Source organism: Afifella sp. IM 167, from assembly GCF_020144925.1.
Classification (GTDB): Bacteria; Pseudomonadota; Alphaproteobacteria; order Rhizobiales; family Afifellaceae; genus Afifella.
The window spans coordinates 25,226-43,163 of the sequence record NZ_NSLC01000015.1 but is presented as its reverse complement, the minus strand read 5'-3'; the positions used below and the strand labels follow the sequence as shown (position 1 = coordinate 43,163).

The 17,938-nt window shown below is 67.4% G+C and carries 13 protein-coding genes and 1 pseudogene; 7 read left to right on the top strand and 7 right to left on the bottom strand.

Annotation, left to right across the window (positions count from 1 at the left end; all coding sequences use genetic code 11):
* From CLD20_RS19715 to CLD20_RS19695, 5 genes are all read right to left on the bottom strand, one after another.
* Positions 1-1,219 (bottom strand): CaiB/BaiF CoA-transferase family protein (locus tag CLD20_RS19715; RefSeq protein ID WP_224408386.1); only part of this gene is annotated, 1,219 nt, incomplete at its 3' end.
* Between the two features lie 85 nt (positions 1,220-1,304).
* Positions 1,305-2,351, bottom strand: coding sequence for a permease (locus tag CLD20_RS19710; protein WP_224408385.1), 1,047 nt, complete (start codon positions 2,349-2,351; stop codon positions 1,305-1,307).
* Positions 2,352-2,415: 64 nt separating this feature from the next.
* The gene (locus CLD20_RS19705; protein ID WP_224408384.1) at positions 2,416-2,733 is read right to left on the bottom strand and encodes a helix-turn-helix transcriptional regulator; all 318 of its coding nucleotides are present in this window, start codon (positions 2,731-2,733) and stop codon (positions 2,416-2,418) included.
* Between the two features lie 169 nt (positions 2,734-2,902).
* On the bottom strand, positions 2,903-4,348 hold the full coding sequence (locus CLD20_RS19700; protein ID WP_224408383.1) for a sodium:alanine symporter family protein: 1,446 nt from the start codon (positions 4,346-4,348) through the stop codon (positions 2,903-2,905).
* 142 nt (positions 4,349-4,490) lie between these two features.
* A complete protein-coding gene (locus CLD20_RS19695; protein ID WP_224408382.1) occupies positions 4,491-5,282 on the bottom strand; it encodes a helix-turn-helix transcriptional regulator in 792 nt (263 codons plus the stop codon).
* A 39-nt stretch (positions 5,283-5,321) separates the two neighbouring features.
* Between CLD20_RS19695 and CLD20_RS19690 the strand changes: the two genes are divergently transcribed.
* Entirely contained in the window at positions 5,322-5,552 is a 231-nt protein-coding gene (locus tag CLD20_RS19690) for a DUF1127 domain-containing protein (protein ID WP_224408381.1), read from the top strand.
* 4 nt (positions 5,553-5,556) lie between these two features.
* On the opposite strand, the gene CLD20_RS19685 is transcribed toward CLD20_RS19690, so the two are convergent.
* On the bottom strand, positions 5,557-7,338 hold the full coding sequence (locus tag CLD20_RS19685; protein WP_224408380.1) for an EAL domain-containing protein: 1,782 nt from the start codon (positions 7,336-7,338) through the stop codon (positions 5,557-5,559).
* 345 nt (positions 7,339-7,683) lie between these two features.
* Between CLD20_RS19685 and CLD20_RS19680 the strand changes: the two genes are divergently transcribed.
* The 5 genes and pseudogenes from CLD20_RS19680 (at position 7,684) to CLD20_RS19660 (ending at position 16,097) form a co-directional block, all read left to right on the top strand.
* Complete coding sequence (locus CLD20_RS19680) at positions 7,684-10,632, top strand: transporter substrate-binding domain-containing protein (protein WP_224408379.1); 2,949 nt, start codon at positions 7,684-7,686, stop codon at positions 10,630-10,632.
* A 202-nt stretch (positions 10,633-10,834) separates the two neighbouring features.
* The gene (gene betC / locus CLD20_RS19675; RefSeq protein ID WP_224408378.1) at positions 10,835-12,358 is read left to right on the top strand and encodes a choline-sulfatase; all 1,524 of its coding nucleotides are present in this window, start codon (positions 10,835-10,837) and stop codon (positions 12,356-12,358) included.
* A gap of 116 nt (positions 12,359-12,474) precedes the next feature.
* A pseudogene (locus tag CLD20_RS19670) lies at positions 12,475-13,536 on the top strand (glycine betaine/L-proline ABC transporter ATP-binding protein); the annotation flags it as partial.
* A 477-nt stretch (positions 13,537-14,013) separates the two neighbouring features.
* Positions 14,014-15,087, top strand: coding sequence for an ABC transporter permease (locus CLD20_RS20465; protein ID WP_370636947.1), 1,074 nt, complete (start codon positions 14,014-14,016; stop codon positions 15,085-15,087).
* Positions 15,088-15,146: 59 nt separating this feature from the next.
* On the top strand, positions 15,147-16,097 hold the full coding sequence (locus CLD20_RS19660) for a glycine betaine ABC transporter substrate-binding protein (RefSeq protein ID WP_224408377.1): 951 nt from the start codon (positions 15,147-15,149) through the stop codon (positions 16,095-16,097).
* 352 nt (positions 16,098-16,449) lie between these two features.
* Here the strand turns inward: CLD20_RS19660 and CLD20_RS19655 are convergent, their stop codons facing one another.
* Complete coding sequence (locus CLD20_RS19655) at positions 16,450-17,382, bottom strand: LysR family transcriptional regulator (protein WP_224408376.1); 933 nt, start codon at positions 17,380-17,382, stop codon at positions 16,450-16,452.
* Between the two features lie 220 nt (positions 17,383-17,602).
* Between CLD20_RS19655 and CLD20_RS19650 the strand changes: the two genes are divergently transcribed.
* Positions 17,603-17,875 carry a DUF4242 domain-containing protein gene (locus tag CLD20_RS19650; RefSeq protein ID WP_224408375.1) on the top strand — a complete coding sequence of 91 codons (273 nt, stop codon included), beginning with the start codon at positions 17,603-17,605 and terminating at the stop codon, positions 17,873-17,875.
* Positions 17,876-17,938 lie beyond the last annotated feature (63 nt).

Below are 17,938 nucleotides of genomic sequence, written 5' to 3'. Positions count from 1 at the left end.
CCACCCCCTCATCCCGCAACACCCTGATCTCCGCCTCCGTCAGCCCCTCCCCTTCAAGCACCGCCTCCGTGTCGCGGCCGAGCGTCGGCGCCGGCTCCAGCGCCGCCTCGCCCCAGCCGCCCGAGCGGAAGGGGAGGCCCGGCACCTGAACATTCATGCCGAGCTCCGGCACGGCGAGGTTGCGCATCAGGCCGTTTTCCCGCATCTGCGGGTGCGCCAGGATCTCGGCGAGGGTGCGCACCGCCGCGGCCGGCACGTTCGCCGCCGTCAGCCGCGCCTCCCATTCCTCCGCGCTTTCGGAGACGAAGGCGGCGCGTAGCGCTGCGCCGATCTCCTCCGTCTCGGCCTCCCCATAGCCGCCCTTCGCCGCGGCGGCGTCGACATGCGCCGCGAGGTCGGCCCTTCCGATCGCCTCGCACAGCCGGCGGGCCTGCGGCACCGTGTTGGCCGTCACCACGATATGGCCGCCCGCCGTGTCGAAGCGGCCCGAAAAGGGGCTGTTCGAAAACGCCTCGTTGCCCTGCAGCCCGCGCAAGACGCCGCTCGTCTCGTGGGCGACGGCATAGGCGCCCATCAGCGAGACGAGGCTGTCCAGCATCGGCACGGTGAGGTGCTGCGCCCCCGCGCCATGCCGGTCGCGCTGCATGAGGGCGGCAAGGATCGCGATGACCGCGCTTTGGCCGGCGATATAGTCGACGATCGGAAAGCCGACGCGCATCGGCCCGCTTTCTGGGCTGCCGGTCATCGCCATCATGCCGGAATGGCCCTGCACGATGTGGTCGTAGGCCGGCGCGCCCGAGAGCGGGCCGGTCGGGCCGTAGCCGGTGAGACTGCAATAGACGATCTTCGGGTTCACCGCGGCGACCGCATCGAAGCCGACACCGAGCCGCTCCACGACACCGGGCCTAAAATTCTCCATGACGATGTCGGCGCGTTTCGCGAGCTTCAGGACGAGCTCGGAACCGCGCGGATCCTTGAGGTTGATCGCGACCGATTTTTTCGAGGCGTTCTGGCTGAGGAACGACGCGCCGAGGCCTTTCTCCTTCATCGCCGCCGTGCCGCCATGGGTGCGCACGAAATCGTCGCCGGCGATGCGTTCGACGCGCGTCACCTCGGCGCCGAGAAGCCCCAGCTGGTAGGTGGCGAAGGGCCCGGCGATCACATGGCTGAGATCGAGGACTTTTATTCCGGTCAGCGGCAGCTGGCCTTCCGATGCCATTTTTCACTCCAGAACGGTTGCCCTTCCGTCCTAAAGCGCCTCACCGGCAATGGAAACGGCTCCGCCCCGCTGCCCGGACGCGGCGTCAACCCAGCATCTCGAAGATCAGCCCCGACGCCAGCGAACCCGTCAGGGCAAGGGCGAGATAGAGCGCGAAGACCGGCGGGCGGGCGAGCGCGAAGACGGCGATGGCGGCCGGTAGCGAGGTGACGCCGCCGGCGACGAGGAAGGCAAGGCCGGCACCCTCGGACATGCCCTGGCCGATCAGGGCGGAGACGAGCGGCAGCGCCGCATAGCCGTTGAGATAGGCCGGCACGCCGACGAGCGTCGCTATCGCGATGGAGGCAAGGCCCTCGCCCCCGACGGCGCCGGCGATCCATTCACCTGGCACATAAGCGAGCATCAGGCTCTCCAGGAGGAAGGCGAGCGCCAGCCATTTGAGGAGAAAGAGGCTCGTCTTCGCCGCCTCGTGCGCGAAGAGGGCGCGGCGCGGCTCCTCGCGCCAGAAGCGCCAGACGGCCGGCTTCCTCGTGCGCACGGAAGCGGCGCCGCAGCCGCCATTGCCGACGCCCTCGCGCAGGGGGTTTTCGAAAGCGCCGGCGCGCTCCAGCATCAGCGTCGCGATGCCGCCGAACAGGCCGATGCCGATCGCGGCCAGCGTCTTGGCCACAGCGAATTCCATGCCGAGCAACCCGGCCGTCAGCACGAACATCGACGGATCGATCACCGGCGAGGCGAGCCAGAAGGCCATGACGGCCGAGAGCGGCACGCCCATGGCGAGAAGCGCGGCGATCAGCGGGATGACGCCGCAGGAGCAGAAGGGCGAAAGTCCGCCGAAGGCGGCCGCGAGTGCGATCATCAACAACGGCGAGCCGGTGAAGGCGCGCGCGATCAGCCCGTCGGCCCCGCTCGCCCGCGCATAAGCGGCAAGCGCGATCGCCAGAAGCAGATAAGGCGCGGTTTCGGCCAGATCGGCGAGCACGAAACGGGAGCTTTCCCGCCCCTGCGCCGGGTCGAGCAGCGAAACCAGCGTCAGAATGAGCGCCGTGGCGATCCATACCCGCTCGCGCAAGACAACATGCCGCCCGAAGGCCGCGCCGCGGTTGCGCCATTCCAGGACCGCTTCACTCATGCCGTACCCTTCCCTCGGGTTCAAACCATAAAACCGGAAACAACGTTATTTCCGGGCAAAAAAATCAGGCCGCGTCGCGCCGCACCAGTTCCACGCCCATGCAGCATTCGCCGGTGAGATATTCCAGCGTCCGGTCCATTGCCGCATAATCGGCGCGGCAAACGATCTCGCGGCCGCGCCTTTCCTGGGTCACGAGCCCGGCAGCAACCAATGCACGCAGGTGATGCGCCAGGGTCGAAGCGGCGAGGCCCGTATGGCCCGCGATGTCGCCGACGATCAGCCCGTCGGCGCCGGCGCGCACCAAAAGGCGGAATATATCGAGCCGGGCCTCATGGCCGAGAGCCGCCAAGGCCCGCGCGGCGGTGGTGCGTTCCGTGTCCATGCCGAGAACATAACCATATTTCCGGTTCTGTAAAGGAAAACCTCTCCCGCCGCGGGTGGCTGGCAGGTGGGCATGCGGAACTCCGGCGAGCCGCACACCATCCGGGCGAGGCCGCCAGCCCGAATCAAGGCGGCGCGCCCTCGCCTCGCGAAAGGCGAAAAGAAGCCGCCTACCCTTCTTCCTGCCTGCCGATATCGCCATGGCGGGTCCAGATCGTGCCGTCGATCTTGCCGGCGAGCTCGGGATAATGGTCGTTGTCGAAGACCGGCTGGCGGCCCTCCTTCTTCTGCTTGAAATAGTCGGCCGTCAGCTTCGTCACCGTGCCGGAGAGGGCGAGGATGGCGATCAGGTTGATCGTCGCCATCAGTCCCATGGAGGCGTCGGCCGTGTTGAAGACGGTGCGCACCGATTGCAGCGAGCCCCAGATCACCATGGCAAGGACGCCGATCCGCATGACGACGAGGCCCGGCTTGCCGGCAAGGCCGAGGAAGGTCAGCGCGTTCTCGGCATAGGAGTAATTGCCGATGATGGAGGTGAAGGCGAAGAAGAAGATCGCCACGGCAACGAAATAGATGCCGGCGCCGCCGATATGGGCGGAAAGCGCGTTCTGCGTCAGCTCCGTGCCGGTCACTTCCTGGCCGGGCGTGTAGACGCCCGACAGGAGGATCATCAGCGCCGTCGCGGTGCAGATCAGCAGCGTGTCGATGAAGACGCCGAGCCCCTGCACCATGCCCTGGCTGGAGGGATGGTGCGGATCTGGCGTGGCGACGGCGGCGATGTTGGGGGCCGAGCCCATGCCGGCCTCGTTGGAAAAGAGGCCGCGCTTGACGCCGTTCAGCATGGCCGCGGCGATGCCCCCGGTGATGCCGCCGGCGGCCGGCTCCAGGCCGAAGGCCGAGCGGAAGATGAGCGCGAAGACGCCCGGCAGCTCGGCGTAATGGACGACGAGCACGTAGATCGCCACGGCGAGATAGGCGACCGCCATGAAGGGCACGACGATCTCGGCGACGCGGGCGATCTGGCGGATGCCGCCGAAGATGACGACGGCGGTCAGCGCGGCGAGCGCGATGCCGATCCACAGCTTCTCGACCCCGAAGGCCGCCTCCACCGCGTCGGCGATCGAGTTCGCCTGCACGGCGTTGAAGACGAGGCCGAAGGAAAGGATGAGGAAGAGGGAGAACAGGCCGCCGAGCCAGGGCTGGCGCAGGCCGCGGGCGATATAGAAGGCCGGCCCGCCGCGATAGTCGCCGTCCTCGTTGCGCACCTTGTAGAGCTGGGCGAGCGTCGATTCGGCATAGGCCGTCGCCATGCCGACGAGCGCCACCATCCACATCCAGAAGATGGCGCCCGGCCCGCCGAGGGTGAGCGCCACCGCGACGCCCGCCAGATTGCCGGTGCCGACGCGCGAGGCGAGCGAGACGGTGAGCGCCTGAAGCGGCGAGATCCCCGCCTTGTCGGAGGAACGCGAGCCGCGCACGACCCGAAAGAACTCGAAAAAATGCCGGAACTGGATGAAGCCGAGGCGGATGGTGAAATAGATGCCCACCGCCAGGAGGCCGTAAATGAGCACGTAGCCCCAGAGAATATTGTTGAGAAAATCAATGACCGGATCCAAGAGCCCGCTCCCCTCTTGTCGTCGCCACGGTGCCGCAGCCGCACTTTGTGCAGGTTAGGCGGCAAAGGCATAAGTGCGGGAAGGCCGGTTCGGTTTCCTCCGGCGCCAGCGAAGACGACATCCGGCGCCCCGGTTCTTTTCCTCAGAGCGCCGCCACGCCCGTCTCCTCGACCATGCCCCTCAGCCCGAATTCCTCCCGAAAGACGCGCTCGCCGGCGCGGGTGACGAGGACGGCCCGGCTGCCCGGCAGGCGGCGAATCCAGCCTGCCTGCAGCGAATGGGTGCACAGCTCGGCCCCGAGCGCGCCGGCAAGATGGAAGCGCCGCTCGCTCCAGTCGAGGCAGGGGCGGCAGAGGATGCGGCCGGAGCGGGCCGCGCGCCTCGCCTTCAGGGCTTCGACATTAAGGCCGATGGCGGCCAGGAAGGCACAGCCGCCCTCCGTCAGGATACCGGCCTCCTCCGTCAGCTCGACATGCCCGGCCGCCGTCAGCGCATCGGCGAGGCCGACGCCGAGCGTGCCGGCGAGATGGTCGTAGCAGGTGCGCGCGTGGCGGAGCGCCTTCTCCTTCGGTCCGACCGAGAGCTTGCGCGGTCCGGGCGGGGCGCTGCTCGCCACCTCCATGATCGCCTCCAGCATGCGGGCGACGGCGGGTCCGGACAGGCGGAAATAGCGGTGCCGGCCCTGCGCCACGACGGCGATCAGGCCCGTCTCCTCCATCTTCGCCAGATGGCCGCTCGCCGTGGGCGCGGCAACGCCGGCGACACGGGCGAGCTCGCCCGCCGTCAGCGCCCGCCCGTCAAGGAGCGCATGCAGCATGGCCGCCCGGCCGGGCTCGCCGGCGAGCGCAGCGATTTCGGCGAAGCGGCGGTCATCGAAGCACCTTTTGCATGGCGCCGATCCTGCCAGAAAAGCGCGGGCGATGCTTCGGTCCATGCCGAAACATCGCGCCGCGCGGGCCGGCAGAGTGGCGGCATGGAAACCATTCTCGATCCTGCTGCCCGCGGGGCCGACCGCCGAGCCGCCCGCGGGGCCGTCCGCCGGGCCAGCCGCCGCCGCTCCCTCGCCGGCCTTCTCAGCCTCTGGCTCCGCCGCGCCCGCACCCGGCGGCAGCTGCGCGAGCTTGCGCCAGAGCGCCTCGCCGATATCGGCATCGGCGAGGCGGAACGGCGCCGGGAAGCAAAAAAGCCCTTCTGGGAGGGTTGAACCTTCAGGCGATCCTGCGCTCGGCCTCGCCGCCGGCGGCCAGCCAGCGCACGAAGTCCTGCGGGGGCACGGGCCGGGAGAACAGATAGCCCTGCGCCTCGTCGCAATCGCAGCTGGCGAGGAAGTCGCACACTTCCTGCGTCTCCACGCCCTCGGCGACGACCCGGTAGCCGAGATCGCGCGCCATGGCGACGATGCTGGCGACGAGGACGGAGCCCCGGCTGCCCGGCACGAGCGTGCGGATGAAGGCCTGGTCGATCTTGATCGTGTCGGCGGGAAAATCCTGCAGATAGGAGAACGAGGAATAGCCGGTGCCGAAATCGTCGATGGCGCAGGCGATGCCGAGCGCGCGGATCTCCGCAAGGTTGGCGATGACGCGGGCACGATGGCGGATGAGGGCGCTCTCGGTAAACTCGATCTCCAGCCACGAGGGCGAGACGGAATGGCGCGCCAGGGCCGCGGCAAGGCGAAGGCCAAAATCCTCCTCCTCCAGATTGGCGGCCGAGACGTTGACGGAGACGCGCACGGCAAGGCCCGCATGGCGCCAGCCCCGCATCTGCGAGAGCGCGGCGTCCAGCACCCAGTCGGTCAATGGACGGGCAAGATCGCTCTGCTCGGCGAGCGGGATGAACTCGCCCGGCGAGACGGCGCCGAGCTCGGGATGGTTCCAGCGCAGCAGCGCCTCGGCCCCGGTGCAGGTGCCGGAGGCGAGTTCGATGCGCGGCTGGTAGACGAGGCTGAACTGGCCTTCCTCCCGCAACGCGGCGCGCAGGCCCTCCAGGAGGGCATAGCGGCGCTGGTGCGCCTCGTCGGTAGTCGCCGAATAAAGGCCGAAGGCGGCATCCGCCTCGCGCGCGTCCTGCGCGGCGTGATGGGCCGAGCGCAGCACGGCACCGGCACTGGTTTCGCCGAGCCTGAAGGGCGCAAGACCCACGGCGATGCCGGGCGTGGCGGAAAGCCCGCTATGGCGCGCCGCCTCCGCGAGGGCGCCCAGATGCGTGGTCAGACGCTCGCGAAGCCGCTTCTCCTCCTCCTCGGGGAAGATGGCGGCGAACTGCGTGGTGCTGACATGGTAGATATCATGTCCCTCGTCGCGCATCGGCCGCAGCGCGCCGGAGGCAACGCGCGTCAGCTCGTCGAGATAGGCCGGGCCGAGGACCCGCATCGCCTGGGCGAGATCGGCGGCATCGGCGAGGTCGAACATCACCGCCGTGCGCGCTTCGCCCGGATGGTCGCGGGCAAGGTCCTCGATATCCTCGGAGAACTGGGCGCGGTTGGGCAGGCCGCTGGAGGGCTCCAGCCGACCCAGCGCATGCTGCAGCTCGATCTGCGCCATGACCATGGCGGCGAGGTCGACGAGGCTTCTCGCCTCCTCCTCGCTGAAGTCGCGCGGCTCGGTGTCGAGCACGCACATGGAGCCGAGCGTGTAGCCCTCCTTGGTCGTCAGCGGTGCGCCGGCATAAAAGCGCACGCCGCTTTCGGGAAGAATGCCGCCGGCAAAGCGCGGATCGGCGGCGAGATCGCGTACGAAGAGGAAATCGGAGGAGCGGGTGACCTCCGCGCAGGGTGCCTTGTCGCGCGGGATCTCGGTGCCGCAGCCGACACGCGACTTGAACCACTGGCGATCCACATCGGTCAGCGAGACCGCCGAGATCGGCGCTCCAAAAAGCCGGCTCGCCATGCGTGTGATGCGGTCGAAGGATTCGCTCGGGGCGGTATCGATGAGATTGAGCTCGCGCAGGGCGCGCATGCGCTCCGCCTCGATCTGCCCTTCGGTCTTCTTCAAGGAATTTTTCATGCGTCGTGCCGCAACTTTGCCTCTTCGCCTGATGTGACCTTTTGACGGATCGTCCACGACTACGCGCAAAGTGCGCATGCGGTTTCGACCGTTGCGGTGCAAGAAAGGTTATGATGAAGAAAGGCTTGCGCGTGTCCGCGCGCGGGCCGGGCCGCGCGCGGCGCTCTATGTCGGACACAGAGACTCCAGCCGCGCGTTGACGGGAACGGCACCTTGCAGGCAGGCGATCGGCCTTCCTCGGGCAGGACGCGACAGAGCGAGAGCGGGGAAGGATCGGGACGCGGTTTGACGCAGTGCATTTTGAAAAGCAGCCGGGCCTGGCTCGGCGTGGTCGTGATTCTTTTTTCCCTCCTCGCCGGCAGCGGCCCGGGTCTTGCTGCCCAGTTCACCGAGGCCGAGCGCGCCTGGATCGCCGACCATCCCAAGGTCACCGTCGGCGTCGTGGCGGATAACGAGCCGTATTCGTTCTTCCGCAATGGCAGCATGATGGGCTGGACGCTCGATGTGCTCGAGCGCATCGCGGCAGGCTCCGGCCTCTCCTTCGTGCCCCGCATGGGCACCTGGCCGGAGATCTACGGCACGTTCCGCGATGGCCGGCTCGACGTCATCGCGGACATTTCGCTGACGGAGGCCCGCCAGCCCTTCATCGCCTTTACCGATGCCTACCACCAGCGCCGCACCGTGGTCTTCCAGAACGTCGACCACCCTCTGGCCCTGCCCATCGACGTGAGCGGCCTCGCGCAGGCGCGCATCGGCGTCATCAAGGACATCTATTACGCCGGGGCACTGCGCGAGGCAGGCATCGAGCCGGTCGAATACGACACCTACCGCGACCTGATGGCGGCCCTCGCCTTCGGCTGGGTCGACGCGGTGATCGCCGCCGAGATGACGGGCAACTTCTTTGCCCGCGAGAACGGCTTCACCAACGTCAGCTCCATCGGCCCGGTCCCGTTGACCGGGGTGTCGCTTGAGGATTTTCGCCTCGGCGTCCTCAAGGAGAGCGGCAACCCGGACCGGCAGATGCTGCACACGATCCTCTCCAAGGCCGTGGCCGCCCTGCCGACCGACGAGCTTGCCGCGATCACCGAGCGCTGGCTCAGCTACCGGAGCGGCCGGGAGCTTTCGACCGGGCCCCTGCGCCTCTTGCCGGAAGAGCAGGCCTTCGTCGCCAATGCACCACCGCTCAAGGTCGGCTTCATCAGCGACTACGAGCCGTTCAGCTTCCTGGAAGACGGCAAGGGCCAGGGTTTTGCCGTCGACCTCGCACACGGGATCTCCGCCGCCACGGGGCTCTCCATGATCCCCGTCTATGACAACTGGTCGAACCTCCTTGCCGCGTTCCGCGCCGGCGAGATCGACATCATCAGCAACATCTCCCGCACCGAGGAGCGCGAGGAATTCACCCTCTTCTCGCGCGAATACAACCGGATCCCGAATGCGGTGTTCGTGCGCTCCGGCTTCGGCCCGTACCGGGGCCTGAAGTCTCTGGAAAACCGCACGGTCGGCATCGGCCGGGGCATCTATTATGCCGAGGCGCTGAAGGCCCGCCTCCAGGACGTGCGGACCTACCCCACCCAGGAGGAGATCCTCCAGGCGCTCGCCGACGGGGAGGTGGACGCGGCCATCCTGGCCCTTTCCAACGGCAACGCCGTCATCCGCCATCTCGGCCTCATCAATATCCAGATCGGCGGCGAATTCCTGATGGACGGGGTGGAGCGGGAGGATCTGAGATTCGGCGTCTCGCCGCGCTATCCCTACGCCCGCAGCATCATCGACCGCGCCATGAGCGCGATGCCGACGTCGCGGTGGAACGAGCTGGAGAGGCGCTGGCTGGGGCCTGCCGTCGCCGGCATGCGCCAGAAGCGACCGATCCTGACGAGCGAAGAGCGCGCCTTTCTGGAGGAGAAGGGCGTGCTCAAGGTCTGCGTCGATCCGCTGACGCCGCCCTATACGTCGGTCGACGAGGAGGGCACCTTCACCGGCGTGGCGGCCGACGTGATGGAGCGGCTCGCCGAGCGGGGCGGCTTTTCCTGGCAGGTCGTGCCCGTGCCGATCTGGAGCCGCGGCCTGCAGAAGGCGCAGGACTATGAATGCGACGTCCTGCCCTTCGTCACCGACAGCACGGATCTCGACGCACGCTGGACCTTCACCCTGCCCTATCTCGTCCTGCCGATGGCGGTGGCGAGTTCCCTGGAGGCGCCGATCGTCGGGCGGATGAACGAGCTTGCCGGCAAGCGGGTCGGTGTGGCGCCGGGCGAAAGCCCGCTGCGCGTCCTCGCCGAGCGCTATCCGGATGTCGTCCTCGTGGAGGTGGCGAGCGAGGCCGAGGCGCTCGACGAGGTGCGCAAGGGCGAACTCGACGCCGCGCTCGGCACGCTGCCGAGCCTTGGCTACCTGCTCGCCTCCAAGCGCCTCTACGACGTCAAGATCGCCGGCCGCATCTCCGAGGACTGGCGGGCCTCGATCGCGACGCGCTCCGACGAGCCGCAGCTCGCCGTGATCTTTTCCAAGCTCGTCGGCGAGCTCGACGACCAGGAGGTGCAGACGATGCTGAGCCGGCAGATGCTGGTGCGCATCGACCAGCAGGTCGACTATACCCGCCTTCTCCTGCTCGGCGGCGTGGCGCTGCTCATCCTCGTTCTCGTCATCTACTGGAACCGCAAGCTGCGGCGCCTCAACGCCGCCCTGGAGAGCGCCAACCAGAAGCTCCAGGACGTCTCCATCACCGATGCGCTGACGAGCCTTTACAACCGCCGCTATCTCGATGCGCGGATCACCGAAGAGTTCGGCTTGTGCCAGCGCAACGGCTGGCTGTTCTCCGTGGCGATGATCGACGTCGATCACTTCAAGCGCGTCAACGATGCGATGGGCCATGTCTTCGGCGATCAGTGCCTGCGCCACATCGCCGAGCTGGCGCGCAGCGCCTTCGCGCGCGACGGCGACATCCTCGGGCGCTACGGCGGGGAGGAATTTATCATCGTCACCTTCGGCGGCTCGAGCGAAAAGTTCTTCGCGCGCCTCGAGGCACTCCGCCGGATGGTGGAGGAGGAGCCATTCCGCAGCGGCGAGCAGACATGGCACCTGACGATCAGCGTCGGGGCCTACGCCGCCGTGCCGACGCGCGAAGTCACGCCGAGCGACTTCGTGCGCCATGCCGATGCGCGCCTCTACGAGGCCAAGCAGCTCGGCCGCAATCGCGTCGTCGCCGATCGCGGCCAGGAGTCCCGGGGCGAGGATCCGGCGCCGAAGGGCGCCGAGCAGGAGGGCGCGGCACGCTCGTAAGCGGCGCGCGCCCTGAGTAGGGGCGTGGCCGGCCGAAGGCGCGCCATGGTTGAGGCGGGCTTCGCGCCGCCCGAGGGGCGATTTCGGCCGGGTTGCCGCCATTGACCGGACGCGCGCGGTGCTTCACGGCAGGAAGGCGGGGCCGGGCCCCGGCCGGCGACAAGGCGGCAAAGACCTTTCGCGACAGCGTGGAGACACCGCAATGGCCCGCATGAACATCCTCGTCATCATGGTCGACCAGCTCAACGGCACCCTCTTTCCGGACGGGCCGGCGCCCTTCCTGAAGGTGCCGCATCTGGCCGAGCTCGCCGCCGCCTCGCTTCGCTTCAACGCCAATTACACCGCCAGCCCGCTCTGCGCGCCGGCGCGGGCGGCCTTCATGAGCGGCTGCCTGCCCTCGCGCACCGGCGTCTACGACAACGCGGCGGAGTTTCCCTCCTCGCTGCCGACCTTCGCGCATCTGCTGCGCCGCGCCGGCTACCGCACCTGTCTGTCGGGCAAGATGCATTTCGTCGGTCCGGACCAGCTGCACGGTTTCGAGGAACGCCTGACGACCGACGTCTACCCCGCCGATTTCGGCTGGACGCCGGACTGGACGCGGCCGAACGAGCGCATCGACTGGTGGTACCACAACCTTTCATCGGTCACGGAGGCGGGCGTCGCGGAGATCACCAACCAGCTGGAATTCGACGACGAGGTCGCCCATTTCGCCCGCCAGAGGCTCTACGATTTCGCCCGGGACGGTGACGGCACGGCGGCCGGCCGGCCCTTCTGCCTGACCGTCAGCTTCACCCATCCGCACGATCCCTACTTCGCCCGCCGGCGCTTCTTCGATCTCTACCGGGACGAGGATATCCCGATGCCCGAGGTCAAGATCGCCTTTGAGGATCTCGACCCGCATTCGCAGCGCCTCCTGCGCTCGTGCGACCACGAGCGCTTCGACATCACCGAAGCGCATGTGCGGCGCGCGCGGCACGCCTATTTCGCCGCCATCAGCTATCTCGACGCGCAGATCGGCTCGATCCTCGACGTGTTGAAGGATTGCCGCTTCGACGACAACACGGCCGTCGTCTTCACCTCCGACCACGGCGACATGCTCGGCGAGCGCGGGCTCTGGTTCAAGATGAGCTTCTTCGAAGGCAGCGCCCGCGTGCCCCTGCTTCTCAAGCTTCCCGGAAGCGACGGCCGCGCCATCGACGCCCCGACCAGCCTTCTCGACGTGGCGCCGACCCTCGCAGGCCTGGGTGGGGCCGGGTTCGCGGGCTGGGAGGTCGACGGCACCGACCTTCTCGCCACCGGCGCGGCCTCAGGGCCCGCGGAGCGCTTCGTCGCCGGCGAATACGCCGCCGAAGGCTCCGTCGCGCCGCTGGTGATGCTGCGGCAGGGCGCCTGCAAATACGTCGCCTGTCCGGCCGATCCGCCGCAGCTCTTCGATCTCGCCGCCGATCCGCGGGAAACCGACAACCTCGCCGGCCGGCCGGAGCATGCGGACATCGAGGCCCGGTTCGCGGACGAAGCGGCGCGGCGCTGGGACATGGAGGCCTTCACGGCCGAGGTGATGGAAAGCCAGAAGCGGCGCCACCTCGTCTACGAGGCGCTGCGCCAGGGCGGCTACTATCCGTGGGACTACCAGCCGCTGCGGCTCGCCTCCGAACGCTACATGCGCAACCACATGGACCTCAACGTGCTGGAGGTGAATGCGCGCTTTCCCCGCTCCGAAACCTAGCGGATCGGCGGCCGCCGATGGGACCGAAAGACCATTCGCGCAGGGGCGAGGAAGGGGCGCGTTGACAACCTCCGCCACGCCCTCAAGGATAGCCCGCATCTAGTGTGGGTAATTCGATGGATGGGAACGGTCTGCAGGCCGCACCTGCTATCGTGCTTTCGAACGTCTGGAAGGTGTTCGGAAGCCGTTCGCAGGAAGCGATGACCGCCATCGAGGCGGAAAATCTTGACAAATCCGAAGTCCAGGAGCGGTTCGGCTGCGTCGTCGGCGTGGCCGATGCCAGTTTCGAGGTCGCCAGGGGCGAGATTTTCTGTGTGATGGGGCTTTCGGGCTCGGGAAAATCTACCCTGGTGCGGCACATCAACCGCCTTCTGGAGCCCACCGCCGGCACGATCACCGTGCATGGCGAGGACGTCATGGCGATGAACGCCGATGCGCTGCGTCGCCTCCGGGCCGAGAAGATCGGCATGGTGTTCCAGAATTTCGGCCTCCTGCCGCACCGCACGGTGCGCGACAATGTCGGCCTGCCGCTGGAAGTGCAGAGCGTGCCCAAGCTCGACCGGTTCGACCAGGCGGAGCGCTGCCTCGACCTCGTCGATCTCGGCGACTGGGGCGACAGTTTCGCGCACGAACTTTCCGGCGGCATGCAGCAGCGCGTCGGCCTGGCGCGCGCCCTCGCCGCCGATCCGGAGATCCTGTTGATGGACGAGCCCTTCTCGGCGCTCGATCCGCTCATCCGCCGGCAGCTGCAGGCCGAGTTCATGGCGCTCTCCAAGGAGCTCCACAAGACCACCGTCTTCATCACCCACGATCTCGACGAGGCGATCCGCATCGGCGACCGCATCGCCATCATGAAGGACGGGCGCATCGTCCAGATCGGCACGCCGGAGGAGATCGTGACGGAGCCGGCGGACGATTACGTCGCCGATTTCGTCTCCGGCATCTCGCGGCTGAAGCTCGTCCATGCGGCCAAGATCATGCGCCCGCTGCCGGCGCCGGCCGGGGCGGCCGTCGATTTCTCCGCCATGCCGCGCGCCCCGCTCAGCGCCGATCTCGACCACCTCGTCGACCTCGTCCTGGCGCGCAAGGAAGACATCATCATCGTCGACGAGGCGGGCAGGGATGTCGGCCTCGTCACCCAGACCGACCTTTTGCGCGGCGTGCAGGGCGGCAAGGAAGCGCCGGTGGAGACCGACACGCAGGCCGCCACGGCCGCCTTCGAGGTCGGCGCCGGCTCCTCGCGCAAGGCGCAGGACGCGCTGATCGGCGAATTCGTCGCCAGCGGGGCGGACCATTACGTGCCGGCCTTCCGGCGGATCGGCGAGGGCCGTTGGGGCGTCTTCAACCCGGCTGCGGCACTCTTCGGTCCCGTCTGGGCGGGGGCGCGCTCGCTCTGGCCACTCTTCTGGGGCTTCGTCATCGCCGAGCTGATCGGGCTGGTGCAGATCGGCCGCGGCTATCTCGGCGACCTCGGCTCCGACGCGGCCGGGCGCGCCGCCTCACTCATCGCGCGGGCCGATGCGCGCGCCGAAAGGGCGGCCGAGGCGCTGGCTTCAGGTGCCGACAACGCCCAGCGGCTGGCGGAAAGCGCCGAGCGGCTGCGCAATGTCGCGGCCGCCGCCCAGGCGGAGGCCGACGCGCTCAGCGCCCAGTCGATGCAGGTCGCCATCACCGGCCTCGTCATCTTCCTTCTGGTCAAGCTGGCGGAGGGCTTTTACGGCGACCGGGCGCTGGAGAAGCGCTTCACGCGCTGGCGCTCGGAGCGCTCGATCCATGCCGGCCTTTCCTGGACCGGCGCGGCCATCGCCGGCGCGCTCGTCCTCTTCATCTATCCCCTCACCATCTACCGCTTCTCGGCCGCCGAGCCGCCTTCCTGGCTCACCACCTTCCCGGCCGATAGCGGCCTCAGGATCGGCGCGGCGCGGGCGATCGACGGCGCCTTCGACTGGCTGGCGATCGCCGGCGAGGGGGTGTTCGATTCCATCACCTTCGCCATCCGCACGCTGCTCGACGCGCTGGAGCTGATGCTGGTGGCGACGCCCTGGCCGGTGGTCATGGTGGCGATCTGCGCCATCGCCTGGCTGCTCGCCGGGGCGCGCGTCGCCATCTTCACCGCCGCGGCGATGGCCTATCTGGCGCTCTTCGGCTTCTGGGAAAAATCGATGGCGACGGTGGCGCTGCTCGGCGCGGCGGCCGTCATCTGCGTCGCCATCGGGGTGCCGGCCGGCATCTGGTTCTCCAAGTCGGAAAAAGCCTATGCCGCGGCGCGGCCGGTGCTCGACTTCATGCAGACCATGCCGGCCTTCGTCTATCTCATCCCGGTGATCGCCTTCTTCGGCACCGGCAAGCCGCCGGGCATCCTGGCGACGCTGGTCTTCGGCATGCCGCCGGTCATCCGCCTCACCGCGCTCGGCATGAAGGGCGTGCCGGGCAACGTCACGGAGGCGGCCGCCGCCTTCGGCGCCACGCGCCGCTTCCGGCTGTGGAAGGTGGAACTGCCGCTCGCCATGCCGTCGATCAAGACCGGGGTGAACCAGACCATCCTGATGTGCCTGTCGATGGTCGTCATCGCCTCGCTGATCGGCGCCAAGGGCCTCGGCGAGGACGTGCTGGAGGCCCTGCAATACGCCGCCGAGGGACAGGGGATGCTGGCGGGTCTCGCCATCCTCTTCTGCGCCATGGCGCTCGACCGGATCGTCGCCGGCCGCTCCGCGCCGGCCTCGGCCTGACCCAAAACTGAACCGCCGGCCCGAGCGGCCGGCCGTTTTCGATCAACAGGGAGACAAAGATGAAATCCATCCTGCTTTCCGGCGTCGTCGCCGGAACCCTTCTCGCCGCCGGCACCGCCCAGGCGGCCGACATCACCATCGGCGTGCCGAGCTGGCCCTCGGCCAAGGCGGGCTCGGCCATCCTCAAGGCGCTCGCCGAGCAGGAATTCGGCGCCAGGGTGACGCTGACGCCGGGCACCAACCCGGTGATCTTCGCCGCCATGGCCTCCGGCAAGGGCGACATGGACGTGCATCCGGAAGTCTGGCTGCCGAACATCCAGGGCCTGGTCGACGAATATTCCGACAGCGTCGTCCTCGGCGAGACGATGTTCGAGGGCGAGCAGGGCGACTGCGTGACCAAGGCGACGGCGGAAAAGCTCGGCCTCCAGTCCATTCAGGACCTCGCCGATCCGGACATCGCCAAAAAGTTCGATTCAGACGGCGACGGCAAGGGCGAGTTCTGGGTCGGGGCGACCGGCTGGGCCTCCGCCAATGTCGAGAAGGTCAAGCTGCGCGAATACGGGCTCGCCGATCTCTACGAGCCGGAGACGATCGACGAGGCGCTCGCCTATGCGCGCATCGACGAGAAGGAGCGCAAGGGCGAGCCATACGTCTTCTATTGCTACACGCCGCACCAGATCTTCTCGCAATACGACCTCGTCATGCTCAAGGAGCCGGCCTACGACGCCGAGAAATGGCACATGGTGCAGCCGGACGAGGACCCCGATTGGTACGAGAAGTCGAGCGTCGCCACCGCCTGGAAGCCGGCCGACATTCACCTTGCCTATTCCAAATCGCTGGAAGAGCGCGCGCCGGAGCTCGTGACGCTGTTCAAGAACTACAGCCCGACCAACGAGATGGTCGCCGACTGGACCTATCAGATCGTGGTCGAGGGCCGCGACGAGAACGAGCTCGCCAAGGAATGGATCGGCGCGCATCGGGACGTCGTCGACACATGGCTCGGCCTTTAAGCCGCGCCGGCTGAGCCGCGACAGCTCACTTTGAAGGCTCGGCTCCGGGGGCCGAACCCCGGGAGCTGAGCCGAAAGCCAGGGCCGCGCGGTAACGCGCGGCTTTTTTATGGGGAGGTGAGGGGTGCCGGCGGGAAGGCGCCCTTCTCAGCCGTTCCGGGGCGATCCAGAAAATCCTGAAACCGGACGTTTCCTACGAATCGACCTGTCTCGACGGCGACCTCATATGCATGCGAAAAAAGTGCCAATTGCGGTAATTCGCTGGATTGTGGCTACGCCGACCTCGGCCCACCAGCCATCCCAGCCATCAACGTGGCTGCATTCACAACCGTGGAAGCGATATTTGGTCAAGATCACCGATCGGGCGATCCGGCATGCGGGCCGGGGCACTCCGAGACGTCGGAGTACTTGACGCAAAGATCAGCCAACCAGTCGAGGAACTGCTGCACCTGGTCGGACAGCACGCCCTTACCGGTGATCGCATAATAGGTCGAGGTCACGTCCAGGGGCGAGTCGACGATGATCAGCCTGCCATCCGCCAGGTGCGGCCGAATGATCACCTCCGTGCTGATCGAGAGCCCGTAACCCGCCACGGCCGCTTCCAGTTCGAGATGCGGACTGCCGGTGTCGACGATCTTCAGGGCGGCGGGATCGAGGCCTGACTGCCGGTAGAAAGCCTGGAAGACGTCATCGATGTTCGGGTCGTGGAGCCAGGGCAATGACGACAGTTCGTGGCCGGCCGACTCGATCAGGCCGGGCGCGGCGCACACGACGAACGGCGAATCGAGAAGTGGCCGTGTCGCGTGACCGGGCCATGCGTCGGCGCCCTGGCCCGCGCGCACGCAGATGTCGAAATGCTCAAGGTCGACCGGCTGCCTGTTGCCGTCGGGCGAGAACGTCACCTGCACGCCCGGGTGCCGGCTCCAGAAGTCGCCCAGGTTTGGCAGGATCACCGCATCGACAAAGAACTGCGTGGTTGAGACACGGACGCCGCGTGCCGCCTGCTGATGGCGCATGTCGTCGATGCCGCCCGCAATCAGCGCGAACGCCTCCCGCAACGTGCCCGACAACTGTCTTCCGGCAGCCGTGAGCACCAGTCCGCGGCCTTCGCGGCGCACGAGGCTGGCGCCGATCTCCCTTTCGAGTTTGCGGACTTGCTGCGCGATGGCGGCGGGTGTGACGTTAAGCGCGCGCGCGGCGGCAGAATAGCCCTGAAGGCGCGCGGTCGCCTCGAACGCCCTAAGCGTGGAGAGGGAGGGAAGGCGATGCCAGTCAATCGCGATCATTTGATAGCTCAGATTAAAGATTGGAAAATATTGTTGGCTTCTTCAGCTCCAATTTTCAATCTATTTTCTACTTGAAAGAAGTGACTGGCTGGCCGTGCTTCAAGTTCAAGTGATGAACGAAGAGCGCTCAATCCCTTCGGGCGCTTCGTTTCGCGCCTGGACTAGCCGGCGAGCGCCTTTAACCGAAATTTCCATGACTGCAACAAAAGGGAAAAATGCCATGAAACGCTACGTCATCGAACGCGACATACCTTCCGTGGGAAGCTTCGATCGCGACCAGCTTCGCGGCGCTTCGAAGACTTCGAACACCGCGCTTGCCGAACTGGCGCCGCGCATTCAGTGGGAGCATTCCTACGTCGCGGGCGATAAGACCTTCTGCGTCTACCTCGCCGAAAACGAAGCGGCGATCCACGATCATGCCAAGCTGAGCGGCTTTCCCGCCAGTAGGATCACGCCGATTTCCGCGATCATCGACCCGACGACGGCAAACTGATTGCAGGCATCTGTCTGGCGAAGACAGCACGTCAAAGCAGATCCGGGAACAACGGTTTCTGAA

Bases quoted from the DNA above. Each gene is read 5' to 3' on its own strand.
- CLD20_RS19705 (WP_224408384.1), bottom strand. From the start codon at position 2,733: ATGGACACGGAACGCACCACCGCCGCGCGGGCCTTGGCGGCTCTCGGC.
- betC (WP_224408378.1), top strand. From the start codon at position 10,835: ATGGCCCGCATGAACATCCTCGTCATCATGGTCGACCAGCTCAACGGC.
- CLD20_RS19710 (WP_224408385.1), bottom strand. From the start codon at position 2,351: ATGAGTGAAGCGGTCCTGGAATGGCGCAACCGCGGCGCGGCCTTCGGG.
- CLD20_RS20465 (WP_370636947.1), top strand. From the start codon at position 14,014: ATGCAGGTCGCCATCACCGGCCTCGTCATCTTCCTTCTGGTCAAGCTG.
- CLD20_RS19660 (WP_224408377.1), top strand. From the start codon at position 15,147: ATGAAATCCATCCTGCTTTCCGGCGTCGTCGCCGGAACCCTTCTCGCC.
- CLD20_RS19695 (WP_224408382.1), bottom strand. From the start codon at position 5,282: ATGGACCGAAGCATCGCCCGCGCTTTTCTGGCAGGATCGGCGCCATGC.
- CLD20_RS19650 (WP_224408375.1), top strand. From the start codon at position 17,603: ATGAAACGCTACGTCATCGAACGCGACATACCTTCCGTGGGAAGCTTC.
- CLD20_RS19690 (WP_224408381.1), top strand. From the start codon at position 5,322: ATGGAAACCATTCTCGATCCTGCTGCCCGCGGGGCCGACCGCCGAGCC.
- CLD20_RS19655 (WP_224408376.1), bottom strand. From the start codon at position 17,382: ATGATCGCGATTGACTGGCATCGCCTTCCCTCCCTCTCCACGCTTAGG.